22 protein-coding genes are annotated in these 25,603 nt (G+C 69.8%); 9 read left to right on the plus strand and 13 right to left on the minus strand.

The window, feature by feature from the left end:
* Positions 1-169 precede the first annotated feature (169 nt).
* From AB0F29_RS06270 to AB0F29_RS06320, 11 genes are all read right to left on the minus strand, one after another.
* Positions 170-1,012 carry a relaxase/mobilization nuclease gene (locus AB0F29_RS06270; protein WP_361867968.1) on the minus strand — a complete coding sequence of 281 codons (843 nt, stop codon included), beginning with the start codon at positions 1,010-1,012 and terminating at the stop codon, positions 170-172.
* On the minus strand, positions 1,009-1,446 hold the full coding sequence (locus AB0F29_RS06275) for a hypothetical protein (protein WP_361867971.1): 438 nt from the start codon (positions 1,444-1,446) through the stop codon (positions 1,009-1,011). Before AB0F29_RS06275 ends, AB0F29_RS06270 begins: the two co-directional genes overlap by 4 nt.
* Positions 1,447-1,620: 174 nt before the next feature.
* Complete coding sequence (locus AB0F29_RS06280) at positions 1,621-2,094, minus strand: hypothetical protein (protein ID WP_361868691.1); 474 nt, start codon at positions 2,092-2,094, stop codon at positions 1,621-1,623.
* 231 nt (positions 2,095-2,325) lie between these two features.
* Positions 2,326-4,122 carry a hypothetical protein gene (locus tag AB0F29_RS06285; protein ID WP_361867973.1) on the minus strand — a complete coding sequence of 599 codons (1,797 nt, stop codon included), beginning with the start codon at positions 4,120-4,122 and terminating at the stop codon, positions 2,326-2,328.
* Positions 4,119-5,261 carry an AAA family ATPase gene (locus AB0F29_RS06290; protein WP_361868694.1) on the minus strand — a complete coding sequence of 381 codons (1,143 nt, stop codon included), beginning with the start codon at positions 5,259-5,261 and terminating at the stop codon, positions 4,119-4,121. The genes AB0F29_RS06285 and AB0F29_RS06290 overlap by 4 nt, the downstream gene beginning before the upstream one ends.
* Before the next feature lie 193 nt (positions 5,262-5,454).
* Positions 5,455-5,670, minus strand: coding sequence for a hypothetical protein (locus AB0F29_RS06295; protein WP_361868696.1), 216 nt, complete (start codon positions 5,668-5,670; stop codon positions 5,455-5,457).
* Positions 5,671-5,821: 151 nt separating this feature from the next.
* Positions 5,822-7,009, minus strand: a complete 1,188-nt coding sequence (locus tag AB0F29_RS06300; RefSeq protein WP_361867975.1) for an MFS transporter — start codon at positions 7,007-7,009, stop codon at positions 5,822-5,824.
* Positions 7,010-7,081: 72 nt separating this feature from the next.
* On the minus strand, positions 7,082-8,167 hold the full coding sequence (locus AB0F29_RS06305) for a hypothetical protein (RefSeq protein ID WP_361867978.1): 1,086 nt from the start codon (positions 8,165-8,167) through the stop codon (positions 7,082-7,084).
* Between the two features lie 91 nt (positions 8,168-8,258).
* Complete coding sequence (locus AB0F29_RS06310) at positions 8,259-8,582, minus strand: hypothetical protein (protein ID WP_361867981.1); 324 nt, start codon at positions 8,580-8,582, stop codon at positions 8,259-8,261.
* On the minus strand, positions 8,579-9,034 hold the full coding sequence (locus tag AB0F29_RS06315) for a hypothetical protein (protein WP_361867983.1): 456 nt from the start codon (positions 9,032-9,034) through the stop codon (positions 8,579-8,581). The genes AB0F29_RS06310 and AB0F29_RS06315 overlap by 4 nt, the downstream gene beginning before the upstream one ends.
* 34 nt (positions 9,035-9,068) lie before the next feature.
* The gene (locus AB0F29_RS06320) at positions 9,069-10,190 is read right to left on the minus strand and encodes a hypothetical protein (RefSeq protein ID WP_361867986.1); all 1,122 of its coding nucleotides are present in this window, start codon (positions 10,188-10,190) and stop codon (positions 9,069-9,071) included.
* A gap of 1,008 nt (positions 10,191-11,198) precedes the next feature.
* On the opposite strand from AB0F29_RS06320, the gene AB0F29_RS06325 reads away from it, so the two are divergent.
* From AB0F29_RS06325 to AB0F29_RS06345, 5 genes are all read left to right on the plus strand, one after another.
* Positions 11,199-12,344 (plus strand): PP2C family protein-serine/threonine phosphatase, encoded by a 1,146-nt coding sequence (locus tag AB0F29_RS06325; protein ID WP_360780840.1) that lies wholly within the window; start codon positions 11,199-11,201, stop codon positions 12,342-12,344.
* Positions 12,345-12,705: 361 nt separating this feature from the next.
* Positions 12,706-14,592, plus strand: a complete 1,887-nt coding sequence (locus AB0F29_RS06330; protein WP_360780843.1) for an alkyl sulfatase dimerization domain-containing protein — start codon at positions 12,706-12,708, stop codon at positions 14,590-14,592.
* 625 nt (positions 14,593-15,217) lie between these two features.
* Positions 15,218-16,333 (plus strand): RICIN domain-containing protein, encoded by a 1,116-nt coding sequence (locus AB0F29_RS06335; protein ID WP_360780846.1) that lies wholly within the window; start codon positions 15,218-15,220, stop codon positions 16,331-16,333.
* A gap of 467 nt (positions 16,334-16,800) precedes the next feature.
* Positions 16,801-17,280, plus strand: coding sequence for a hypothetical protein (locus AB0F29_RS06340; protein ID WP_360780849.1), 480 nt, complete (start codon positions 16,801-16,803; stop codon positions 17,278-17,280).
* 63 nt (positions 17,281-17,343) lie between these two features.
* Positions 17,344-17,745 carry a Tn3 family transposase gene (locus AB0F29_RS06345; RefSeq protein WP_361868698.1) on the plus strand — a complete coding sequence of 134 codons (402 nt, stop codon included), beginning with the start codon at positions 17,344-17,346 and terminating at the stop codon, positions 17,743-17,745.
* Positions 17,746-18,718: 973 nt separating this feature from the next.
* On the opposite strand, the gene AB0F29_RS06350 is transcribed toward AB0F29_RS06345, so the two are convergent.
* Complete coding sequence (locus tag AB0F29_RS06350) at positions 18,719-19,624, minus strand: hypothetical protein (RefSeq protein ID WP_360780852.1); 906 nt, start codon at positions 19,622-19,624, stop codon at positions 18,719-18,721.
* Positions 19,625-19,814: 190 nt separating this feature from the next.
* On the minus strand, positions 19,815-21,233 hold the full coding sequence (locus tag AB0F29_RS06355) for a cytochrome D1 domain-containing protein (RefSeq protein WP_360780854.1): 1,419 nt from the start codon (positions 21,231-21,233) through the stop codon (positions 19,815-19,817).
* Positions 21,234-21,786: 553 nt separating this feature from the next.
* On the opposite strand from AB0F29_RS06355, the gene trxA reads away from it, so the two are divergent.
* The 4 genes from trxA to AB0F29_RS06375 all read left to right on the plus strand — a co-directional run bounded on the left by trxA (position 21,787) and on the right by AB0F29_RS06375 (position 25,080).
* Entirely contained in the window at positions 21,787-22,113 is a 327-nt protein-coding gene (gene trxA / locus AB0F29_RS06360) for a thioredoxin TrxA (RefSeq protein ID WP_360780856.1), read from the plus strand.
* A gap of 31 nt (positions 22,114-22,144) precedes the next feature.
* On the plus strand, positions 22,145-22,678 hold the full coding sequence (locus AB0F29_RS06365) for a hypothetical protein (RefSeq protein ID WP_360780859.1): 534 nt from the start codon (positions 22,145-22,147) through the stop codon (positions 22,676-22,678).
* Positions 22,679-22,910: 232 nt separating this feature from the next.
* A complete protein-coding gene (locus AB0F29_RS06370; RefSeq protein WP_361867991.1) occupies positions 22,911-24,125 on the plus strand; it encodes an IS110 family transposase in 1,215 nt (404 codons plus the stop codon).
* Positions 24,126-24,843: 718 nt separating this feature from the next.
* A complete protein-coding gene (locus AB0F29_RS06375) occupies positions 24,844-25,080 on the plus strand; it encodes a hypothetical protein (RefSeq protein WP_359646867.1) in 237 nt (78 codons plus the stop codon).
* Positions 25,081-25,603: the final 523 nt, after the last annotated feature.

A 25,603-nucleotide genomic window follows, 5' to 3' on the forward strand; every position in this document is an offset into this window, starting at 1 on the left:
CCGATGGGGGCGCGGTGGTAGGTCTCGTGGACGCGTACGACGGAGATGAACCCGACTCGCTGCAGGACGCTGTGCGCCTCGGGGTCACCGCCGCGGGCGAGGACTTCCTCGGAGTGCGGGTCGCGGCGGATCTCCAGGTGGCGGTCGGCGGTGGGCAGAGGCGTTTCTCCTACGGCGATCGGTGGCTGGTGCGCCGGGTGGTGGGTGGTACGGCGGCGATCGGGGTCCGGACCAGTTGGGCGGCGGTGGCGTCCAGGTCCTGCTGGATGGCGTGGAGGCGGCGGGCGAGCAGCTCCAGGCGGTGAGCGGTGCCGGTGCCGGCGGCACCGGGCTGCCGGGCGACCCGGTGCGCGGTGTGCTCGATCAGTCCGCGGACCGCGGCCAGGGGGCCGGCCTGTTCGTCGGCGAGTTGAGTGAGGACGGTCGCGAGCTGGGACGATGCCGTGGGCACCGGGCGGATGGCCGGCCGCATGGTTGGCCCACCGGGAACGAGGAGGCTCAGGTCCTGCTCGATGCGGCGCGCCTCGTCCGAGAGGCGCCGCGGGATGTCGGCGGGCGGAACCTGCCAGACGCCGTCGACGTCGATCAGGTTGGCGATCAGGTCGAGACGCCCACGCTGGGCCTGGACGGCGATCCACCGACAGCCGGTCTTGTTGCCGGGAATCTCGATGCCGGCGGCCCGCGCGAACCGGTGGGCGGTTTCTGCCCACTCCGGCCCGGTCAGCTCCCGGTCGGCCGGGTGAAGCCGGACATCTATGTGGAGAACCGCCCGACGGTCATCATCCGGGCTGACGGCGAACGGGTGCTCCAGGTAGGGGTCTTCGAGATGCGCGGCCCACTCGGCGGACGTCCAGACCTTCTCCTCGTCGTCCAGGGCGAAGTAATCCAGCCCCGGCCAGCGGGCGACGACCGTGTACTCCGTAAGACCCTCGGTCGGCGAGACCGGCCGTCCCAGCGCCTCTTCGAGCGGGTCGCACGGCCGGTGGGCCCGCTCGTGGAGACGTGGGATCACCGGCCGCTCCGGGCATCGGCGATGTGCACGAGCTGGCCCAGGGCGGTGGTGGTGTACCAGCCGAAGTTGATCAGCTCATCACGGTCGGCGAACCGCGCGAGGAGAGCTTTCTCCATGGCCCGCAGGTGGATCAGGCAGTCCGGGCAACGCCGCGAGAGATGCACGAGGTACCGGGGGTGCGCGGTGACGTAGGACTGTTCACCTCCGGTCGCGTCCCGCAACCGCCAGCCGTCTTCGTCGGTGGGGGTGTGCCACGAGGGAGCGACCACCTTCATCGAGTCTCCCCAGAGTTCGCCGGCGGTGGCGCCCTTGAGGATGACGACTTGGTCGCCGGCGTTGAAGTGCTGGTGGGTGACGTCGCGTACTGGTGTCAGCGGGTCGGGAGTCGGCGCGAAGGCCGAGGCGGACGGAGGCTTCCAGGGCAGCGGGATCATGGGCGTTCCTCCACGCGGAGCGGTGACGACGGGAGGATCAATGGTCCGGAGAGTTGCCGGTTTGGCTAACCGGCGACCTGCGGCTATGTTGCGGCCGACTCAAGCGCACGGACTTAGCGGCCTGCTCCGTCACGACGTCGTGCCCCCGGGGTGCGGTGCGGTGCTGGCCTGCGGTCAGCGGAACGGGTTTTCCGTTCCGCGGTCCTGTTCGGCGGCGGCGTCGAGTAGCTCGACCACATCGGAGCCTTCGGCGTCCCTCTGGTCGATCCACCATCCGGCCCGGGTGACGGATCGGGCTTTCTCCTCCAGTGCGGCCCAGTCCGTCTCATCCCAGCTGCCTTCGATGACCAGTGCAGTGTGCGCGGCGGTCATCAGCTGGTGACGGGACCTTCGGCCCCAGTCGAGCGCTCGCTCCGGACCCTCCAGGGGAGGCATGCCGAACTTTTCTGCCCACTCGGTGGCGGCCTGCTGTTCTTCGGCGCGGCGTGCGGCCAGCCATTCCTCCTTCGATTCTGTGTTGGCTTCGCGCGATGCCTTCCAGCAGTCGGTGCAGTCCCTGTCCGCGAGCCAGCGGGCGAAGCCGGCTCTGCGGTCGGCGGGACGGTCGGAAAGGTCGCGGACAGTCGAGTGGCCACAGGGGTGTTCGATGGCCCAGTGCGTCTGGACCCCCGGGGAATTCCGTTTGATGGGCGTTACGTTCGAGGTCGGGCTGCTGGTCTGGGGCTTCAAATCGCGTGCCTTTCGTTGGCAGTTGGGGCGGCGGTGGCCTGCGTCGTTGCGGAGGGTCGTGCATCAGATGCCCGATTCATAGCGCGGACGGAGGTGGTCAGGAGTGCTTGGCGATGGTCTCGGGGACGCGCTTCTGCCTTCTGCGTCGTCTCAGCGTGTCCTGCGGATGGCGTCCGTGGCTGCTGCGGCTATGGCGACGGGAGCGTTGGAGGGCCGGGGCAGGTGCAGCAAGGTGGTCCCCGGCAAGTGGCGGGACTTCGCGGTGAGGGTGAGTTGGAGTACGGCGCAGCCGGCTGTCGTGAGCTGCTTGACGCGGGTGACGGCCGCAGCGGTTTCGTCGCTGTTGTACCGGGCGTCGGTGACGATCACGAGGAGACGGCCGGCCCCGGGGCGGCTGAGGTCGAGGCCGTGGTCGAGCGCGTCGATGGCGTTGCTGAGGTTGTGGTGGCCGCCGGTGGCATCGAACGTCGTCACGCGCTCTGGTGCTCGGTGGGTGGGTCGGGTCAATGCGGTCAGGTGCTGGTCGTAGGCGATGGTGGCGGTACGGGAGTCGGGGTCGGTCAGGGCCGCGGCGCGGGCCACGATCCAGGCAGCGGACGCGACGGGCTTGCAGGCGGCACGCATGGAACCGGAGACGTCGACGGCGATACCCACACGCAGCGGTGGGGTGGGGGAGTTTCGTCGGCGGACGTGGGTGAACGGTTCCGCGGTGGGGACCGACCCGGCCGCGCGCTGGGCGTCGCGGGCGAGGGCCGCGCGCATGTTGAGGCGGCCGGGCGGGGTGGGGCTGGTGGTCCGTTCCTCGGTCCGCTCGCGGTAGGCGGCGGCACGCAGGGCGCGGCTCAGGCGCGCGGCGGCCTTCTGCTCGGCGGCGGTGGGCCTGCGGGTGCCGGTGACCGGGTTGTTGCGGGGCGCCGGTGTGCCGTCGGGGTTGACGGTGCCACGGGCGTTGAAGACGGCCTTGCCGGTGCCGGCGGCTTTACGTCGCTGGTCGGCCCGCTGGGCGCGGTCCTGAGCCTGCGCCTTGGACTTCGCGGCCACGGCGTCGGCCGCTGCGTCCTGTGCCGCGAGGTCGGCGGCGTCAGTGGCTGCCGTGCTGTCCATGACGACCCCGACGGCGCCGGACAGCAGATCGGCCAAATTCTCCGGCATGGGCAGGTAGGGGGCCGCGGTGTCCAGAGCGTCGCACCATTCTTGAGCGTGCGCGAGCATGGCCGTGGCGTCGTGGTCGGCGGTCTGGTGGGCTGCGGTCCAGATGCGGGTGAGCATGGCCAGCAGGTCTGCGCCCAGTACCTTTTCGCACAGATCAGCGACGGCCCGGGTCTCGCCCGCGTCCAGGATGCCGACGTCACGGCGGCCGAGGACCAGGGCCGCCACGCCGGCGGCGTGCTCGATGCCCTGGAGGGTGGGGTGGTCGATGTCGGGCATGACCAGGGTTCGGGCACTGGTGCGCAGGTACGTGCGGTCCGTGGGCCGCGTGATGAGGTGTGCGCCTTCGACGCGGCTCTCCTCCAGCAGCAGCGCGGCCTCGACGACACGAGGGTCCGCTCCGGCAGGCTGCGTCCAGACCGAGTGGGCCGCGTGGGCGGCCTCGTGGACGAACACTCCCCAGGCGGCGGGGTACCGGTCCTCGTCGCCCACGATCCGCGGATGGATCTCGTGGGGCTGGAGCGGGGCGAACAGGTCGGCGTCGAACTCGACCTCGCCCAGAGTGGGGAAGTATGCGGCCGGTGCGCCGCTGCGCGTGCCGGGGCGGCAGGTGACGAGGAGGTCGTTGCGGCCGGAGAGGGCGACCAGCCGGTCGCCGAGCTCGGCTCCCACCCGCAGCCACGCGTCCGGGGACGAGCGGGGTTGCGCGGGCGGGGCGCCGTCATCGTCCCATCGGGCGAGGTCGGCGTCGTCGTCCGGCGTGGTGGCGGGGGACTGGACGTGGTGGTGGGCGCTCATCGCGAGCGGCCCCGGCGTGCGGAGACGGTGCTGCTCGGGGGCCGCCGGGCGGCTGAGGCGGGGAGCTGCTTGCCGAGGGTGAGGGGCGCGATCTTCGTGACGCCGACAGTCTTGATAATGGCGGCGGCGACGGCGTCGCGATCCTCCACAGGGGCGATGCCGACCAAATTCGCGAGCGCGGCCTTGGTGCCGAGGACGGCCTCGGTCTTCTGATAGCTCAGCAGCTCCCGCAGTTGGGGGGCCCAGCCCAGCTCGCCCAGCTCGACCTGGTGGGCGAGGTGTCGGGCGACCCGGACGACTCGGTCATCGATCCTCAGCGCTGTAGCGAGGTCATAGTCGGTGCCGATCTGGATCTGCACGCTGAACCGGCTGGCGAGCGCCTCTGTCAGAACCGCTCCGTGGACGCCGGGATTGTGGCCCGCCACCACGTAGAAGCCCTTCTCGGCCTTGATCGTCTCGCCCTTGTGGGCCTTGACCTGGATCTGTCTGCGCCCGTCCATCGCGGGATACAGCGCCGCCAGGACCATCGGCGAGATCAGAGTGGCATCGTCGATCAGCAGGGCACGGCCCTCGGTCATCGCGGTGACCAGCGGACCGTACTGGAAGACGTAGCCTCCGCTGTCGGCCTGCGTGTACTCGCCGACCAGGTCGCCGACCGTGGTGTCGCCGTCACCGGCGACGGTGAGCAGGTCCGGGAACGCCGCCTCCACCAGCGACGTCTTGCCGGTGCCCGGAGGGCCGTAGAGCAGCACCGGCACGTCGGCGTCGCGCAAGCGATTCAACGCCTCGACGTCGGGCAGATCGGCCAGCTCCCTCGGGTGGTAGAGCTGGCCCCCCGCGCGGCGGATCGGGCCGGTCTGCCGGGGCGCGGCTGCTGCGGGATTGGTCGTGCGGGCCGTGGTCGCCTGGGCGCGGGGAGAGTGGGTGCCCGGTGGGCTGATCACCACGGTCTTCGCGGCTGCGGCGGTTTTCGCGTTCGCGCGGAACGACGGTTGCCCGGAGCCGCTCTGGTCGGCCTCGCCGCGTCGCACCAGGGTGAGGGCGGCGTTGCGGACGGCGCCGTGGGAGTGGCCCAGCTGCCTGGCCATCTCCCCGATGGTGGGCGTGTCCGCCGGCCGGTCGGCCAGCAGTCGGGCCACCTTGGCCCGCAGTTCGCCTCCCTTGGCGCGCTCTGGACCGCTAGGCGTTCTGGGTGTGGTCAAAACGAGGCCCCCTCAACAGGCGCGGTGCGGGCGGGGTTGGCGAGGCGCTGGAGAGGCTGGCCGCTCTCGGAGCGGATCACGGGCTGTGCCGACATCGGCGACCGGGCCAACCGGGGCGTACCGTCGGCGCTCACCTGCCGCCCGAGGGCTCGGTCCGGGTGCAGGGGATGGCCGGCGACGAGCAGCTCGCTGGCTGTCGAGCAGGCGTCCGGTCCGTCCCCGGTTCCGCCGCTCGGCAGGCGCAGCGTGGCGTCTCTTCGAAGCCGTCCTGGAGCAGGATCCGCCGGGCGGCGGCGTTGTAGCCGGTGGTGGTGATCTCGCCGGTGATGGTGTGCCGAATCGCCATGAACGGCTCTGCTGGTATTTCGGTCAACGGATCTCCTATCGGTGGTGGCGGGAAAGCGGTGGGGTGTTGGGCGAAGGTGAGGCGGGCCCGGAGCTTCCAGCACATCCACGGTGCGTGGCTGGAACACGCACGATGGGCAATGGCTTCCGACTCAGGTGCGGTGCCGGCGGTGGCGTCCGACGGGTCTGGGGGTGCGGCCGGGACGAGTGAGGGTCAGAACGGTCAGTGCGAAGAGGGCACCTGCGGCGGGGAGAACGGCGAGGGGGAGTGCGTGCTCGGACAGGCGGCCGGCGAGCGCGGTGCCGGCGGCCTGGCCGACGCCGATGGAGAGGATCAGCCACGCGTATGCCTCGCTCGTGCGATGTGCGGAGGCCAGCGCGTTGGTGGTCACGTAGGCCGTGGCGACGACGACGGTGAGAAACGCACCGGGCAGCATGACCGCCGCGGTGGCCATGTGCGGGCCCGGGAGTGCGAGCAGCGGCAGCCATCCGGCCAGGAAAGCGGCGCTGCCGAAGAGGAGTTGATGGCTGGTGGAGGACAGCCAGGTGCGGCGACCGTAGAGGAGTCCTCCGAGGAAGCTGCCGGTGGAGAATGCGGCGGGCAGCAGGCCGGAGAGTATGTCGGTGTGGTGTATCCGGGCCATGGAGATGGCCCATACGGTCAGGGCGCCGAGCGCGAAGCCCACGCCGAGGAGCGCGACGAACAGTGCGAGGAGCGGTCCGTTGCTCAGTCGGTGGGCTGCACCGTCACCGCTCTGCGCCGGACGGGGGTGCCAGCGGCGGGACGGAGGGGCGGTCGCGACGACGAGGGTGCCGGTCAGGCCGAGGGCGGCTGTGGCGACCAGTGCGACAGAGGGGCTGTATGCGGAGGCGAGGGCGGCCACGAGGACGGGGCCCACGATGTGCAGCAGTCCCTGAGTGCCGGTGTCCAAGGCGAGGGCGGCGTGCCGGATCCGGGGCTCCGGCAGGACGCTGGGCCACAGCGTTCGAAGCCCCGCCTCCAGAGGGGGCGCGGTCAGACCTGCGGCGACGGCGATGGTGGCAGTGAGCGTTGTGCCGCCGTGTGGTCCGGCGACGGGCAGCGCGGCCAGCAGCGCGGAGTTGAGGACCGCGGCCGGCAGATGCACGGATCGTTGGCCGCGGCGGTCCATCAGGCGTCCCTTGACCGGCTGGGACAGTGCGGAGGCGAGGCCGTACAGGGCGGCGAGGAGCCCGCCGAAGGCGACGGTGCCGCCCGATCCGGTGACCCACAGGAGGATGCCGGTGGGGGCCATGCTGTTGGGCAGGCGGCCGGTGAGGGTGCCGCCGAGGAGACGGGCAACGTAGGGGGCACCCAGCACCGCCCGATAGGTGACGTGCGGTGCCGGGGTAGTTGTGGCGGTCAGGGCGATAGGGCCTTCTGCGAGCGAGGGCTAGGTGCGGCGCGCGTTCGCTGTGGTGTGCGGGGGACGTGCCGCGGGGGACGTGGTGGCGATGGCGGGCCTTGGCCGCGTTCGTGGGGGTACCGGTACGCGGTGTGGAGGCAGGACGGCCACGGTCGCGCCGAGATCGGCGGCGGCGTCGCGGACTTCGTCGGCCAGGAAGCCGAGCTGCCGGCCCAGGGAGTCGAGCCGGGAACCGATGCGCTGCCCCTGCACCGACTCCAGCGCCCAGGAGAACGCGGCGGCGCGTTGGACGAGCTGCTGCAGATACGCCATGGCCCCCGGCTCGTAACCGCGCTCCGTCGCCATGAGCAGCGCGTTGGAGGTGTCGCCCGCCTGGTGAGCTTCGGCGACGTCCCGGAGAAGCTCCTGCAGGGGCACTTCCGGTGCCAGGTCGGGGCGGTTGAACCGGGAGGCTGCGTCGGGGCGCAGAACCCCCGGGGGCATGGGCCGTGGAAGCGCGGTGCCGGCGTCAAGCTCGGTGTCGTACCGGCCGATCACGGCCCATCCGGGAGCGTCGGGGTCCCCGGCCAGAGCGACCACTTCGGAGTCGTCGTCCTCCACCAGATACGCCAGGGTGATCCGGCGCCCGTCTGCCGCGTACCAGGACTCGAAGAGGTCCAGGGCTCCGCGGCTGCGGGCTCGTTGGGCTCTCTCGGTCCATTTCCGCGACTCGTCCGCGGTGAACTCCGGGGCGGGCTCGTGGTGAAGGTCGGCGAGATGCGCGGCGATCGGCCCGGTGTCCGCCCAGTGGGCCAGATGGACCCAGACGGCCGAGGCTTCGCGTTCGGAGGGTGTGGTGGAGGCACACAGGATCTCCCCGTGCGACGTGGCGAGGGAGGCGATCAGCTCGTGCCACGCCTGCACGGCGGCGCTGGGCTGCATCCTGTCGAGAGCCTGCGTCGCGGCGGACAGCAGGGGCAACGCAGACGCGCCGAGATCGTGCCGGTATCCGGCGAGAGCCTTATGGGTACGCCGAGTGCGGATATCCGCTGCGTCGGTGAAGCGGACGGTTCGCCCGTACCTGTCCCGGACGGTATCGAGCGCCTTCTCCGTCTCCAGGTCGAGTCGGGCCATCCTCCACCGGAAATTCCCGGCGGCGGCACCAAGCCGATGCGTTGCGGATGGGGCGGGTGTGTCGGTAATCAGGTGCTCCTCGAAGTTGCCCTCAACGCATCAGCGTTCGCGGCGGCAGGGATTGAGAGGGGATGGCGGGCTGGGTCGTGCCGGAAGCTCTGGGGCTGAGTCCCGGACCGAGCTGAACGGGGAAGCGGGCGGTGGCGAGCATCTGCGCGGCCCAGGCCGCCCGCTCGTTCTCCCAGTCCTCGCCCATGTCGAAGGGCAGCCGGATCCACCGGCCGTTGATGGTGGGTCCGGACAGAAACCCGGCCCGCGAGAGGAGCTGCCAGGCGAGGCTGTCGACGGTGCCTTCTGCCTCGACCTGTCCACCACGCCCTCGGGTGATGCGGATCGGTTCCGGAGCGGTGCTCATCGTCCGCGACCTGGGGCGGCGCCTGTGAGGTGGACGGTGGGGGCGTAGGAAGGTTCCGGCGGCACTACTCGGGCAGCGGGTGCCGAGACGGTCGGGGTCACGCCGCGCCGGGGAGGCCGGGTGGCCGCGGCATGGGCGATGCGAGTGCGGCGTTCGGCGAGCCCGTTCTGGCGGGCGGAGTGCGAGGGACCGGAATCAGCGTGGGCGACATCGGCGTCCACGTGTACGGCGTAGTGCAGCGCGCGCAGGTCCTGGGCGGCCTGGCGGGTGCGGCGTGCACCGTCCCTCTCGGGATCGGTGAGCCGGTAGAGGCCCGGCTCCTGCGGCACGGGCTCGAACTGAATGCGGCTCAGAAGCCAGTGCGCGAGATGAGAGGAGAAGTCCGGTGCGAAGGCGGCGGCGTATCCGTGCTGATGGTGGGTGCCGAAGACGAATTGAGTATCTGGATCCAAGAGGGGCAGCGGCTTCCTTCTGTGAATGTGCGGGTCAGCGGTGAGCACGGGGTGTGCCCGGGCGCGGTGGAGGCGGCAGCGCTGCGGCGGGGCCAAGTGATGGACTGCCGGGCTTGGCGATGGTCGGCTCGGCGTCGGGTACCGTGCGGCGGGCCAGGGCGACGAGGCTGTCGCCCGCTTCCTGCAGCCACCAGTCCACAGGATTGACACGCGAGATCGCCGGGGCGTCGGGGCTGACGGCCGGAGCGGCGAAGACATCGTTGATCCGTAGGAGTGTCGCCCGTTCGTCCGCGGTGAGCGCTGCCAGTTGGCGTACGGTTGCGCATATCTGGGGAGCGGCGTCCGAGAACCGGGCGAAGGCTTCGACGAGCGCGGTTGGTAGAGGGTCGGGAGCAGTGTCGGAATGTGTGCTGCGGGCCCAGTCCAGGTCTTCCTCGACGGCGTTGACCTGGCAATGGAGCACGGCCCGGGCGTAGGCGGCCAGAAGGCGGGATGAAACGTCCACAGCGGCAACAGCCGGTTCGGGGGCGACGGACACGCCGGCGGGCGGGGTGACGAGTCCGTCGGCGAACAGGTCCTTCGGGTGGAGCGCACCGACGTGGAACCGGTCGGCGGTGGGATCCTCGATGACCGCGAGTTCGGCACCGTCGGAGTGCTTCAGCAGTGCCGCCCGCGGCACCCGGTGCTGGTCCAGCGTCGCTGTGAGGGAAGGGCTCCACATCCAGGCGGCGAGGTCACCCTGCCAGGTCTGGAGCGCGTAGGACTCGACCCAGACGTCCCAGTGGCCGGGCAGGTACTCGGCCAGGTCGCGGGCGAAGTCGCCGATATAGACCTTCGTGTCCGCGGTGACCGGGACACCGGCTATCTGGGTCAGGACCCCAAGGACGTGCAGGGCATCTCTGGTGCGGCCCAGGTCCCCGCCCTTGAGCGGGAGACACCGGTGGCCGTCGGCGGTCTTCGAGAAGCCGGCCGTGTCCAGAGCGGTATGGGCCCAGCGCCAGTCCTTGCCTGCGACCAGGGCGACGATGCCGTCGCGGGCACTCGTGAACAGCGATATCTCGCACTCGGACGCCTCCCCTGGGCTCGGGCTCCGTTCAGGGAAGGCCGGGACGCCGTTCACGGGCGTGGTGAGTGCGTCGATCCAATGGAACGTCATCGTGCTGGCCCCCCGACCGGGCCGGCATGGTCCGGCCGTGGAGGTTCCGATGTAGGTTCCGCAAGTTTGTGAGCACTCGCGGTGCGCGCACCTGGGGCGATGCCTCCAGTGAGCATTTCGGCTGCGCGGTTCGTCGCATGATCATGCGCAGAACCGTCCACGAGCACTGCTTTCGAGGTGACGCTGGGTAGCGGGGGTTGTCCTGCAGGCGAAAGCGCACGGGTGCAAGTGTGGGGTGAGATAGCTCCTCCGTCGTGGCGGCCAGCAGGCCGCGCGCATGTCAGGCCACTGGGTTTCGCGGCTGAATGGATGCTTCAAGTGTCCCGACGATCGCCGGTTTGGGTAACCGGGGATCGTTGTCTATGTTGCGATGGCCGACGTTGTCCCGGTCATCGCCAAAGGCCGCTTCTCCACCCGCTGCGCGCCCCTCGCTGCGCAGCTGCACATGCCCCTCGCCGACCGACACACCCTCGTCGCCTGAGTGGGCGGCGGGCGCTTGCTATGGGAACTGTTACCGCGAATCCCCGCGCCCCGGAGCTGTCGGTGACCTGGTTAGACGTACCCGAACCTTTTGTTCTGGTCGAGGTGCGGACCGTTGGCCTGCCGGGGGCCGGCGGCGCCGTGCTGCTCGTCCGGCTTCTGGAAACGGCGCGCAGACGGGCGGTCGGCATGGGGTTCGTTCCCTTGCGGGTTGCGACGCTGCGCAGGTACGACTCGACGGCCCCCGGCGTTGACTATCCGTGCGTGCTGCGGTGCTCGATGGCAGAGCTGTTTACTCCTATGTTCCCAGACGGTAACTTAGCTCACTAAAGCGACCATACGCCCAAATGGCCCTTTTCGTTTACGGTCAAGGAGTGGCGTCGGTGCCCGGAGGGGTCTGGGCCTTTGTCCGGCGTGGGTGCATGCGTGCGGGCTGTCTGCGGCCTTGGTCAGGTTTGGTCACCAGCAGTTCCGCAGTGTCACAGAGCGCGGCCCAAGTGCCGGCTCCACGGCTTTCTGGAGGAGCACGTGAAGAAGAAGGTTGACCCTTCGGCCAGGGCTGTCGTCGAGCCCTCGTTCTCGCCGGTTTCGTATCTCTGGTGGCTGTCCCGTCTGCTGCCCGTGGTCCTGCTGCTCGTCGGGAGCGTCTTCCAGTTCTTCACGCCTCTCAATCTCAACGGTTCGCCGTTCTTCGTGGCCGCGCCGCTGATCGCCGCACCGGTCTTCAGCCTGGGGAGAACGGTCGCCTTCGGAGGTGCGGCCTTCGTCTCCGCCGCCACGCTCCGGTTCGTGGCAGAGATCAACGGAGAGGACTCCGTCGTGCGGAGCATGGGGCCGCAGCTCACCACGATCGCCTTCGCCACGGCCATCGCCGCGCTGGTGAACGTCATGGTGCGCCTGAGCAGCGAGCGGCTCACCTCTGCACACGAGGTGGCCGAGGCTGCCCAGCGCGCCGTACTGCCCACTCCGTCGAAGCACGTGGCAGGGCTGCGTGTGGCCGCCCGGTACCAGGCAGCTCAGCGTGAGGCGCTGATCGGCGGCGACCTCTATGGCGCCCGCTCCACCCCTCATGGCGTTCGCCTGGTGATGGGCGATGTCCGGGGGAAGGGTATGGCCGCCATCGAGACCGTCTCCGTCGTCCTCGGGGCCTTCCGGGAAGCCTCCGAGCAGGAGGAGACGCTGTCCGGGGTGGCGCGGCGGCTCGAGGGAGCTCTCGTGCGGGACCGCACGGACCGGGACAACACCGATGAGGAAACGTTCGTCACCTGCGTCCTCGTGGAAATCCCCACCGGCTACCAGGCCGTGCGCATCCTCAACTGCGGCCACCCCGCACCACTGCTCCTCGGCGGAGACGGAAGTGTCACCCCCCTCATGCCCAGCACGTTCCGGCTGCCTCTGGGTCTGCTCGAACTCGCCCCGTCACCCGGCGGGCACGACGCCTGGGAGTTTCCCCCGGACAGCACACTGCTCCTGTACACCGACGGTCTCTCCGAGACCCGGGACGCGACCGGAACCTTCTACGACCCGGCAGCCAGGCTGACCGGCCGGACATTCCCGACCCCCGCCCGACTGCTCAGCACCCTCGTCGACGACGTACAGCACTTCAGCCGCGGACTGACCGAAGACGACATGGCCCTGCTCGCCATACACCGTCCCTCGATCCCGGCCACGTGATAACGAGCGGACAGGGCTTCACCGACCACGCCGCAGACCTCACACCGGCCGGGGTCGCCGGCAGGACTCTTCTGCGCTGTATCACCCGGTGACCGGAGCAGGCCAGGAGCACGGTCAGGGCCCGGGCGGCCGTCCGGGCCCTCACCGCGCGCACTGAACTTGTCCTGCCCTTCAAGCGGGTCGGATCTGATCAGGTCGAGCCAGCAGGTGCGGCGGGGTCGGCCGGGGTGGATCCGGTCCCGGCTTCGGGCGGTGGCGGTGCCGTGGCGGGCCGGCTCGGTGGTCGTGGTGCGTTCCGGTATGGACCAGGCGGCTCGGCGTGCGGAGACAGGCCAACCTGGCCAGTATGGGCGCTATGCCCATGACGCCCAAGCCTGTCTCCCCGACCGTCGCCGGCCAGAACCAGGCTCTGCTGAACAGCCTGCCGTTCTCGGACACCCAGGACTTCGAGGACGCGAAACGCGGCTTCCTCGGTAAGCGGGCCCCGAACGCGATCACCAACGCCGAGGGCGCGGTGGTCTGGGACAACGACACCTACGACTTCCTCCGGGGCGACGCGCCGGACACCGCGAACCCGAGCCTGTGGCGCCAGTCGACCCTCAACGCCATCCAAGGGCTGTTCGAGGTCGTACCCGGTATCTACCAGGTGCGGGGGTTCGACCTGTCGAACGTCACGTTCATCGAGGGCGAGACCGGGGTCCTGGTGCTGGACCCCCTGGTCACGCAGGAGACGGCAGCGGCCGCGCTCGCGCTGTACCGCGAGCACCGCGGTGAGCGGCCCGTCACCGGCGTGCTGTACACGCACCCCCATGTGGACCACTTCGGCGGCGTCCGCGGGATCACGACCCAGGAGGATGTGGACGCCGGACGTGTGCCGGTCATCGCTCCGGCGGAGTTCACGGAGCACGCCGTGTCGGAGAACGTCTATGCCGGAACCGCGATGTCCCGGCGCTCGGCGTACATGTTCGGGGCAGCACTGGCCCGCTCGCCGCACGGTGCGCTCGGCACCGGTCTGGCCCAGACGGTGGCGACGGGCAACATCACGCTCATCGCCCCGACGCTGGACATCACCGAGACGGGGCAGACCGAGACGGTCGACGGTGTGCGGATGGTCTTCCAGATGGCCCCCGGCACCGAGGCCCCGGCCGAGGTCCTCGTGTACTTCCCCGACCACAAGGCGCTGTGCGCAGCGGAAGACGCCACCCACACGCTGCACAACCTCCTGACCCTGCGCGGTGCGCTCGTCCGCGACCCGCACGCATGGTCGAACTACCTCACCGAGACCATCGACCTCTTCGGTGGCGAGGCGGAGGTGGTCTTCGCGTCCCACCACTGGCCCACCTGGGGCAACGAGCGCGTCGTGACGTTCCTCTCCGAGCAGCGCGACCTGTACGCCTATCTGCACGACCAGTGCCTGCGCCTGATCAACAAGGGCTGGACCGGCACCGAGATCGCGGAGGACCTCAAGCTCCCGCCCGTGCTCGAACAGGCGTGGCACGCCCGCGGCTACTACGGCTCGGTGAACCACAACCTCAAAGCGATCTACCAGCGCTACATGGGCTGGTACGACGGCAACCCGGCGCACCTGTGGCAGCACCCGCCCGTCGAACAGGGCAAGCGCTACGTCGAACTCGGCGGAGGGGCGGACACGGTCGTCGAGAAGGCCCGTGCCGCGTTCGAGGCGGGCGACTTCCGCTGGAGCGCGGAGATCCTCAGCCACGTCGTGTTCGCCCAGCCCGACCACACGGCAGCACGTGAACTGCTGGCCGGCACCTTCGAGCAGCTCGGCTACGGCGCGGAGAACGGCGTGTGGCGCAACATCTACCTCTCGGGCGCCACCGAACTGCGCGAGGGGAAGTTCGGCACACCGACCGTCTCGGCATCCGCGGACGTCATCTCGGCCCTCACCCCGGAGATGCTCTTCGACGCCATCGCCATCCAGATCGACGGCCCCAAGGCATGGAACGAGAAACTGACCATCGACATCGCCCTGACCGACACCGGCCGGCGCTACCGCCTGCGGCTGGCCAACGGCGCGCTCACCTACAGCCCGGCGGCCCAGCGCGGTGACGCGGACGTCACACTCGCGACGACGGCGCGGGCCCTTCCGGTGCTCGCGACGGGAGGACTCAGGGCCGACGCTCTCGCGAAGGCGGGCATCGAGGTCACCGGCGACGCCTCCGTCCTGTCCCGCCTCGCGGGCCTCCTCGACCCCGGCGACCCGGACTTTTCCATCGTCACACCCTGAGCTTGAGCAACCTTGCACGGCTACGCAAACCCTGTCCCCCGCCGCAACCCTCGCGGTGACGGTCAAGCGCGTCGGGCCCGCACAGAGACCGCGTCGTTCGCGCGCGGGGCCACAACGCTGAACTCGACCCCTACATACGCAAATTGGCCGCCGCTCCGGATGAGGTGATGCGTGTCAGGGGTGGGCAAGCGGGACGGGGGTCTCTGATAGGGCCCGGCGACGTACCTGGTGTTGTTCCCGTCTGGCGTGGAGTGGCGGCTCCTGCCCAGGGGAGGGCTTCGACGCTCTTTTCGGTCATTCCCACCCTCTCGGCCGGATCCTTGCCTGGCGGGGCGGCTTCAGCAACGCCGTGCCTCGTAGAGAGGAGGCTTCCTGCTCATCGGGGAGGAGGAGCGTCTGATCTGCCCCGCACGCAGCGGCCACTTTCAGCCCTCGTGCGGGTTCTGGGGCAGACAGGTCGGGAACGGGCTTGGATAGTGGGGACGTCGATGCAGCGGGGTGCAACGCTGCCTCTCAGAGGCGCTGTTCAGTGCGCTCCGTGTTTCCCGTAGGAGCAATTTTGCCCTGGGCTCTCGTGAGCCTGTGCCACAGTCCACGAGCGGTTCGGGAGCGGTGAGGAGAACCGTTGACCACGACTTCGTTCACCCCGGGCTACACCTACACCGTGCAGAATCGCGGCAGCGAATGGTACGCGAACGTGGCGTCGTTCAGCTCCGACCAGAGCGCCCCCCTGGAGCAGCTCAGGCTGCAGGACCCAAACTCTTCCAACAGGGAGTTCCAGACCTGGCATGTGTTCCTCCTGGACCACGGCAACGTCCTCCTGGTCAACAGGGGCAGCGGCTTGTGCGCCAATGTCGCGTCGTACTCCGCATCGAAAAGCGCGCACCTGGAACAGTTCTCGCTGCAGGAGGACGAGGCCCGCCGCAAGTTCCAGCAGTGGAACCTCAAACAGGACACGGCCGCGCCGGCAGGCTGGTGCCTGATGACGAATGTCGGCAGCGCCCTGTACGTCAACGTCGCGGGGTTCAGCACCGGTCAGAGCGCCCACCTGGAGCAGTTCTCCCTGCAGGGCGACAGTGACAGCAAGCGGTACTTCGAGAACTGGTCCTTCAACCAGGAGGACGAGTACACCGCGGTCACGGGCCTGGTCCCGTTGTCAGGGGTGGACATCGGCGACATCCCGCGGATGGTTAGCTACGCGCCCACACCGAACAGCAAGAGTACGGAGGTGCTGGTCGGGCAGGTCGCCGTGCCGTTCCCGCTGGTGAGCGACAGCATGGGCGGTGGCGTCAAATGGCAGGTGGACAACACGCCGTACTACATCCTGAAGAGGTACGGGTACTGGGACCGGCAGTTCTACTACGAGCACACTTCCGCCTCTGCCGACACCTACACCACGAAAGCGACGTTCGGTCTGACCAGCAGTGACTCCGAGACAGTGTCAAAGACCACCGGCTGGTCGGTCAACTCCGACACCTCAGTGACGTTCAAGCATTTCTCCTCCTCGTTCGCAGCCACGTTCAGCGAGCAGCTGACAGTGACCCAGTCGTCGACGACCACGAGAACAGCTACCGTCGAGCAGGACGTCACCCGCACGTTCGCCGCCGGTACTCACGCCTCGGAAGCAGTGTGGTGGCGGGCCGACCGCTACGTCCTCGAACGTCTCAACGGCGACACCCTTCTGGAATGGCACACCCGTGACGCCTCAACCAGCCGCAGTGACACCTACTCGGACGACTGACCGGCACAGCCACCAGAACCCGCAACCGCGACGCGATCGCGATGGCAGCCGAGGAAACCCCGGGCCGGCCCGGGCGCGGACCGGACCTTCCAGGTGGAGCCATACCGTGTTCTTGCCGGAACCAGTGCCGAGGAGGCGGCCAGCACGTTCGCCCTCCCGCTGGAAGGAAGCCGACCGGCACGTACCGGACGCCCAGCGGCCCCCGCCTCCGGGAGACATATAGCAGGCCAGACACTCCAGACTCCCGCCCGTGTCAGCAGGGCGTCCGGGAGACACGCCTGGTTCGTCGGTTCGCTTCGAACCGCTCCTCGTTGGAGACCGTCCGTCGGCTGCCGCGGGTTCGGGACGAGATCAGCCTGTCGTCGCTCTCGACGGCAGCCTCCGTCCCCGCGAACATGGTGGGCCGAAGATCGGTATCACGGGACTCCTGTGTGAGGGAGGTGGCCGGCGGTGAAGCGGAAAGCGGCATGGGTCCCGCGAGGAACACCGTCACCGCCACCATTCCCGTCGGCGGCGGACCGGTCTCCGTGACCGTCGGAGCAGTGCCGGCCCCCAACGCCGACCTCGCTGTCGGGCTGACGGCCGTACCGGCCCCGCTGCTGTCCTCGGCGATCACCTACACCCAGACGGCCACCAACAACGGCCCCGCCACCATCACGACCGGCACCGTCACCACCACGCTGCCGTCCCAGACCACCGGGGTCACGGGCCTGCCCGCCAACTGCACCTACAACAACACCGGCAAGACCGTGGCCTGCACCATCACCGGCCTGGCCAGCGGCGCGACCGCCACCAACACCTTCACCGCACAACAGAACCTGCTGACCCTGGGCACGCTGCCGGCCACCGCCACCCGCACCACCAGCACCCCCACCGACCCCAACACGGCCAACGACACCGCCACCAAGACCTGCACCGCCGTCACCAGCCTGATCATCACCTGCTGACCGCACAGGCCGGCCGCACGCACCCGCGTGCGGCCGGAGGGACTGTGACCGACCAGCTCCTGTCTGGACCACGTCGACCGGTACCACCTCGGGGCCGACACCACCGCGGCACTGATCGAGACCGCAGCCCGGGTCCCGGTCGCGGAGTTCTGGGGCAAGGGCCTGATGGCCTCCGCCGACCGTTCACGCTTCGTCGTGCCCACGCGGACGCCCTCGTCGAAGTGCTTCACGAAGGAAAAGGGCACTACCTGGCTGAACGCATTCAATGACGGGCAGACGGTGATGACCCGCCCGCCCGTGAATCCCTGCTCATCCTTGACGAGACTGCTTGCCCTGGGCGCCAAAGAACTCGCACACCCGAAACAGCAAGCTCCTGAGCAGCATCACGCACCCGTACCGCGTTGCGTGATCGCCCTACCCGCCAGGGGTGACCGCAGTCGGAGTCGCGCGTTAGAACGTGCGTGACCACAATGACGCCGCCGTCCGCCCCCGTCGTTGACCGCGGTGAACCGGTGCCGCCTGCCCCCGGTGAGCCGATCTTCGCGGCCCTGGCTGCCAGCTGGAGCGCGAAGGGGCGTGTCGTGCCCGGTCAGGTTGACCGGGAGTGGGCCCTGCTGGCGGGCAGTTGCCCGTGGCCCCGGCGATAGACCAGCGCGGTGCGGTGGTCGCCACACGGGCCCGCACCCGCTGTACCCGGCCGGCAGCCTTGGAGCCTGCCCGGCCACCGAGGCTGCCGGACCGGCTGGTCTGGTTGGGCCCCCTCCCGGCCCGGCAGCCTCCCTCCGCTGCTTCGCCGGAACCGTTCAGGATCCGTGCCGTTGACCGGGCGTGGGCGGGGTACACCAATGCTTCCCGGCGATGAACGGGTGGGCTATTTGCCCAGCTCATGACGGAAGCTGGGCGCGACGCCCACAGCAGTTCGGGGCGGTACAGCCATCGGCCAGCGCAGTGGGCGGCCCTGGGACGGGGGAGGCCCAGCCGCTGCGCGCTGGCCTGGAAGCGGTCGACATCCGTAGCCAGAGCCGGTACTTCAGGCCGACGGCCTACAGCTGGGCAATGCGCAGCCGTTGACGAGCTCGCCGTTCCGGCCTCCGTCCGCGAGCCGCACGCCGTACTGGGCGGGGCGGTTATCGCAACTACCGGCTTCGAGGCCCGGCCCTGGCGAACGAGCACCGCAGCAGAGGCCAGAGCCTTGTCATGCAGCGGTGGCACCGGACCGGGGCGCTGGGCGGCGGTGGTGGCACCACGCCGTTCGAGGCCATGGCTGCGGTGAAGCGGTCGTGAGCGTGCCGGTGCGGCTGGCGGAGGAGTGTGATGGGTCGAGGGGGTTGTCGCCGCCCCGGTCAGGGGGTGTCCGGCGTTGCGGGTGGCGCCGGCGGGCGTCCGCTCTCCTGGTGGAGGGGGGCGGGCGCCCGCCGTGCCGTGTTCCTTTGGTGGGTCAGCAGTTGATGATCAGGCCGGTGAGGACGGTGCAGTTGGCGGTGGCGGTGTCGTTTGCGGGGTTGGGGTCGGTGGGGGTGCTGGTGGTGCGGGTGGCGTTGGCGGGCAGGGAGCCGAGGGAGAGGAGGTTGAGGCGTGCGGTGAAGGTGTTGGTATTGGTGGCGGCGTTGGCGAGGTCGGTGAAGGTGCAGGCGACGGTCTTGCCGGCCGGGTTGTAGGTGCAGTTGGCGGGCAGGCCGGTGACGCTGCTGGTCTGGGCGGGGAGGCTGGTGGTGACGGTGCCGCCGGCGGTGGTGGCGGGCCCGTTGTTCGTGACGGTCTGCCGGTAGGTGATCGTGCTGGCGAGCGGCGGTGCGGTCGCGGTCAGCCCCACGGCGACGTCGGCCTCGCTGGTGACCTGGAAGGGAACACTGGCGGGGGTGAAGACGCTATTGTCCCGGCCCACTGCCCCGTCCAGCCTGAGGCTGTGCGTTCCCGGGGCTGCGTCCTGGCGGACGGTGACCGTCAGGCGGGCCTCAGCGGTGCCGCCGGCCGGGATCTGGCGTTCGGGGATCCGGTACAGGGCGACGAGGATGTTCCCGTCGTCGCCGAACTCGCAGGTGGGTGTCGGTCCTGTGACCGGGGTGCAGGTGCCGGGCACGTCGAACAGGGACGCGTCGGCGACGATGTACAGCCCTGCGGGCTGGCTCGTGTCGGTGTTGTTGGTGATGCTCGTGGTGAAAGTGACGGTGTCACCCGGCTGTGCCGATGTTGTGGACATCGTCAGAGTGCTGTGCTGGCTCCGGGCGACCACGGTGTCGGCGGCCGCGGTGTCGGCGGCCGTGGCCTGCGGAGCCAGGAGCACGGCCGCGGTGAAGACCGCCGCCATCGGGGCGAGCCACCGGAGTAAGGGGTTCTTGATCATTGGTCTCTCCTTCATTGTGCGAGGCCGTGGCCGGGGTGTCCGGCTCACCGGCCGGGTCCTGGAGCACCGGCTGCTGTGCTTGCGGCCCGGTGCCGGGCTTCTCCTGACAGGGGCCTGCCGGCGGACAGCGCCAGTCCGTCGGCGCGTCGTGGTCCGGGTCGGGGAGCTTCGGCGGGGTTGCTGGGGCGGGTCAGGTGCAGTTGATGATGAGGGAGGTCAGCGCGGTGCACTTGCGGGTGGCGGTGTCGTTGGCGGGGTTGGGGTCGGTGGGGCTGCTCGTGGTGCGGGTGGCGGTCACCGTGTAGGTGGTGCCGAGGCTGAGGGCGGCGACCGGTGCGGTGAAGTGCCGGGTGATGCTCGCGCCCGGTGCGAGGGGCCCGGTGGTGCAGGTGACCTTGCCGGCGGCGACGGTGCAGTCGGGGCTGGTGGCGGTCATCGGTGCGGGCAGTGGTGCCTCGACGGTGCCCGCGCGGAGGGCGTTGGGTCCGTTGTTGGTCAGGGTCAGGGTGTAGTCGATGCGGCCGTTGACCAGGTTCGGCACCGGGGTGGCATCGAGCTGGACACCGAGGTCCGCCTCCTCGGGCACGGCGTCGACGGGCGTGATCGCGACGGCGCCCGGCCCGGCCCCGGTGGGATGGGTGGCGGTCACGGTGTTCGTCGCGGTGTCCACGACGCTGACGTTGTCGTCGCCGAAGCTCGTGACGTAGAGGTGGGCACCGTCAGGGGTGACGTCGACCGCTGTCCCCGAACCGCCGGGCAGGGTGGTGTTGCCGACGACGGTGTTCGTCGCGGTGTCGATCGCCCGGACGAATCCGACGTCGCCCTGGGAGACGTAGGCGCGGGTGCCGTCCGTGGAGAGCGTCACGGAGTCGGTGGTCCCCGGGGTGGGCACCTGGGTGAGCACGGTGTTGGTGGCCAGGTCGAGGACGAACACCTCCTGGACCGTGGTCACATAGGCGCGGGTCCCGTCCGGCGTGAGCGCGATGTCGCTCGTTTCGCTGCTGGTGGGAATGGTCGCGGTGACCGTCATGGTGGCGGTGTCGATGACGGAGACCGTGTCGTCGAAGTAGTCGGCGGTGTAGGCGCGGGTGCCGTCCGGGCTGATGGCCACCGCCAGCGGACTCGCACCGACGCCGATGGTGGAGACGGTCGCCCGGGTTGCCAGGTCCACGACCCGCACACTGCCGGCATCGGCGTCGGCGACGTACGCTTCCGCGCCCGAAGGACTGACCGCGACATCGTAGGGAGAGGTTCCGGCCGGAATCGTGTCGGTCACGGTGTTGGTGGTGGTGTCGATGACGGACATGCTGTCCGCCTCGGAGTTGACGACGTACACCTGTTCCCCGCCGGGTGCGACCGTCACGCTCGTCGGGGCGTTTCCGACGGGGATCGTGGCGACGGTGGTCCCGGTGACGGTGTCGATCGCGGTGACGGTGTCGGCGCTGTAGTTGGCGATGTAGGCCGTCGGGTTCGCGGGGGCGGCGGCAACGGCGGTCGCGGCCGTGCCGGCGCTCAGCCCGCCGGCAGCCAGGGCCACGGCCATCGCCGGGGCCGCCGCCCTTCGGAGCAGACCGCCCCGGTACCGGGCGGTCACGGTGGAACTGTTCATGACGAGGTCTCCTGTTCCTGGCCCGCACTGTTCACGCGGGCCTGCACTCATCGGGCTCCGCGGCACATCTAGTGCGGCGCAACCTCGGTCCTGCGGCCGAGAACACCACCAGCGTGACGGAGTAGCTGCCCGGCGGTCCTGCCCGGAAGACGTCCCACCGGCCCGGCTCCGCCCGCGGCCGCTGCCGGGCACGGCGCGGTCGTGTCGTCCGGCCGGATGTCAGGACATGACGAGTGGCAGGCGGCACACTCACCCCAGAACGTCACTTTCGGTTACCCTTTCCCACTGTCGGTGATGTCGGCGCGGTGATCCTCCCCGTGTTCCACGACAGGTTCAAGGGCGCGATTGAGCCATCCCAACTCCCTCCGCGGAGCCCGGCGAGCGAACTCAGGGCCCTCACAAGGACGGGTCTCCACGCCAGCTGGAGTCTCGGTGAGCGGGATCCGGTACGGGTACATAGCCCGCGCCTCCCTGGGGAATGAAGCCCGTCAGGCCCTCACGGCAGGGTGCCGGCCGTACGCGGGTGCCCTGCCCCTCACGGAGTGGAGAGTGCGTGTCCGACACGGTCATTGAGGTCACCGACGGTTCGTTCGCCGCTGATGTCCTGGAAGCCCCCGGCCCGGTTCTGGTGGATTTCTGGGCGGAGTGGAACGGGCCGAGCAAGATGATCGCGCCCGTTCTCGACGACGCCGCCGCGGCGTACGCCGGGAGGCTCACCATCGCGAAGCTCAACATCGATCAGAACCCCGCCACGGCCCCGAAGTACGACGTCAGGGGTCTTCCCACGCTTCTGTTGTTCAAGAACGGCCAGGTCGTGGCGACCAAGGTCGGGGCGCTGTCCAAGGGACAGCTGGAGGATTTCCTCGACGCGAACCTCTGACCCACAAGGCCCGAAATCCAAGGAGGTTCCCGTGATCCGTACCGTTCTCGCCGCCCTGACCGCCCTGGCCGCCGTCTGCACCGGACTGGCCGTTGCCGCACCGGCCCACGCCCAGGCCGGTGACCTGGTCTGCCTGCCGCCCACCAGCTCGTCCGTCACGTTCAGCCCCGCTCTGACCACCACGCCCCAGGACGTCACCGTCACCACGAACAACCTGTTCGGCCCGTGCACCTCCACCACCGTTCCCGGCATCACGTCCGGCACCTTCAGCGGCACCTTCCACGTCCCGGGCCGTAGCTGCCTGACCCTGGCCGGGTCGGGGTCCTCGGCCTCCACCATCACCTGGAACACCGGGCAGAGCAGCACCCTGTCCCTGAACTACACCACCACCATCGCCGGAGCCGTCTACACCTCCGTCCTCACCGGAACCGTCACCGGCGGACTGTTCGCCGGCGACACCGTGATCAGCAATCAGACCGGCCCCGCCACCGACGTCCTGACCTGCACCCTGGGCCTGGGCACCGTCTCCGGCATCCACACCGTGGGGACGCTCACCTTCGTCTGACCTGCCGGCACTGACATTGATATTGGTATGCGGGTTCCGGTGGTCGTGACTCTGGCACTGACTGACGCCCTGCTGGGCTGTCTTCCCGCTGTACTGTCCGGCCGCCGGGGCTCGTTCTCATGGCTTCGGCCGGGCGGAACATGACCTGATAGGAGCTTGGTCAGAAGCCCCTTCAATGTCCTGTCTGCGCCACCCGGCCGACGCCACCTCCGGGTAGGAAGGCGCCACCAGGATGGCAGCAACGAGCTCGACGGTCAGCACTGGCTCGGACGTGTTCGGCGGGGTCGATTCACACGCCGACACTCTGCATGTCGCGGTGATCAGCAGCAACGGCGGGCATCTCGCGGACGGCGAGTTCGCCACCACAACTCCCGGCTATGCCGCGGCCCTGGCCTTCATAACCGCACACGGACACGTCGTCGCGATCGGGGTGGAAGGCACCGCCTCCTACGGAGCCGGGTTCACGCGCGCCGCCCGCGCCGAGGGACTTACCGTCGTGGAGGTCAACCGGCCCGACCGAGCCGAGCGCCGACGCATCGGCAAGTCCGATCCCGTCGACGCCTACGCGGCCGCCCGGGCCGCTCTGTCCGGCCGGGCCTCCAGCGCGCCCAAGGACGACACCGTCGCCGGGATCCGCGCTCTGCACAACGCGGCTCGGTCCGCCACCAAGGCCCGCACCGCCGCCCTGAACCAGATCGGGCAGCTCCTCATCACCGCGCCCGACGCCATCCGCACCAAATACACACAGCTCAGCGGCACCGACCGCACCGACGCGCTGGCCCGGATGCGGCCAACCGGCGACGCCGTGCACATCGCGATCCTCACCGCGCTCAAAAGCCTCGCGCGCCGCGTCAAGGAACTCACCGCCGAGCACCAGGCCCTGACCCAGGTACTGGACAGCGAGGCCAGCACCCACAATCCCGGACTGCGTGCCGCCTACGGCGTCGGCCCGGACACCGCAGCACAGCTGCTGATCACTGCTGGCGGCAACCCGGAACGGATGCGGACCGAGGCGTCCTTCGCCGCCTTGTGCGGCGTCGCACCGGTCCCCGCCTCCAGCGGCAAAACCCACCGGCACCGCCTGTCCAGGGGCGGCGACCGAGCCGCCAATGCGGCCCTCTATCGCATCGCCCTCGTCCGCATGGCCAGCGACGCAAGGACCCGCGCTTACGTGGCACGGCAAACCGCCGCCGGCCGGACGAAGAAGGAGATCATCCGGCTGCTGAAACGAGCCATCGCCCGGGAGATCTTCCGCTACCTGACCACGACGGTCGCGGTCCCCGAGATCGCCGACCTACGGCCGCTGCGGCAGTCCAAGAACATCACCCTCACCGCAGTCGCCCAGCACTTCGGCGTCTGGCCCACCACCATATCCAGACTCGAACGAGGCCTCAGCCGAGACGACGACCTCGCACACGCCTACCGCACCTGGGTCCAGACCGCTTGACAGCAATAGGAGCTTCAGCGGAAAGCCGCCCGGGGCCTGCGCCGCTGAGGTCGTCCCAGGGGCTCCGCCGGACGCCTTTCGATGCTTTCACCCACCACTCCGGTGAGAGTCTCCGGGCGCACGTGTCCCGGTCCGGTTCCGGGCTCGAACCGGACCGGACCAGCCGCAGGCACCCAAGTGCTCCATCGCAGGAGACACCCTTGATGCCCCACCCCTTACCGCCACCACTTCCGTCGGCAGCATGCCGCAGTCGGTGGCCGTCTCCCGGACCTACCTCGCCTCTGCACCGTCAACGCCTTCAGCAACACGCCTGGGTGGACGCTTCTGCGGCCGCTGCGCGCTCCGGGAGCTCGCGAACCTCACGCGTGCGGTGCGAGCGCGTGAAGACCGGGTCGCCGAGCTTTTCGGTGGCCGAGGCGAGTCTGCGACCGGACACGGCCCCACGCCCCGCCCCCCGACACGATGTGTCGGGTCGGGCCGGGTTCGACACGTCCCCGGGCCGGGCTCGGTACGGTGGACCAGCCTGGCCTACGACCGACGCCCTGGAGCCGCCCGTGATCTATGACGCCGAGTACCGTGCGAAGGGAGCTCCCGTGCTCGGGGTTTCCCATGGCGCCCCGGGCCCGTTCGGCATTCACCACCCCGAGGCGAAGACAAGCAGTACGCCGCAGGACGCGTACGCGGATGCAGCTCCCGTCCCACGCGACGGGAACGGCCGATGAGCGGGATCTGGCGTCAGGTCCTGACCGCGTATACCACCCACCAACATGACGAGCACGACCGCGAGCAGCTGCTCTCCCTGGGAGCCGCCGAACTCGCGCACGCCCGCAGCGGCGAGAACAGTACCGCCACCGCCGAGAGCGTGCAGCACATCGCTCTCCAGGAGTTCGGGATCCTGATCACCATCACCCAGGCCCGCACCGCATTGCGTGAACGCTCTACCCGCCAGCGGTGACCGCAGCCGGGTTCGCGCGTTAGGACAGTGTGACCACGATGACGCCGCCGCCCGCCCCGGTCGTTGCCCGCGGTGAGACGGCTCCGCCTGCCCCTGGCGGAACCGGTCTTCGCGGTCCTGGCCGCCAGCTGGAACGCGATGGGGCGTGCCATGCCCGGTCAGGTGGACCGGGAGTGGGCCATGCCGGCGGGCAGTTGCCCGTGGCCCCGGCGATAGACCAGCGTGGTGCGGCGGCCCCCCCTGCCCGCACCCGCTGCACCCGGCCGGGCAGCCTCGGAGCCTGCCCGGCCACCGAGGCTGCCGGACCGGCAAGGTCTGGTTGGGCCCCCTCCCGGCCCGGCAGCCTCATATTCGGTGTCGTGTACGGGGTTTGGTCGGCGCTCAGCTCTACGGCCTTGAGCCTGCCGGAGTGCTTCGGTGCGACCTCTTCGAGAACGGCCCGGGGCATCGTGCACCGCCAGTCTCATTCGGCCAGAAGCCGATGGGCACGGGCCCTCGGCGTTGAGGTCGCTGGCCGGGGAAG

The sequence above is a fragment of the Streptomyces sp. NPDC026589 genome (genome assembly GCF_040638385.1).
GTDB lineage: Bacteria > Actinomycetota > Actinomycetes > Streptomycetales > Streptomycetaceae > Streptomyces.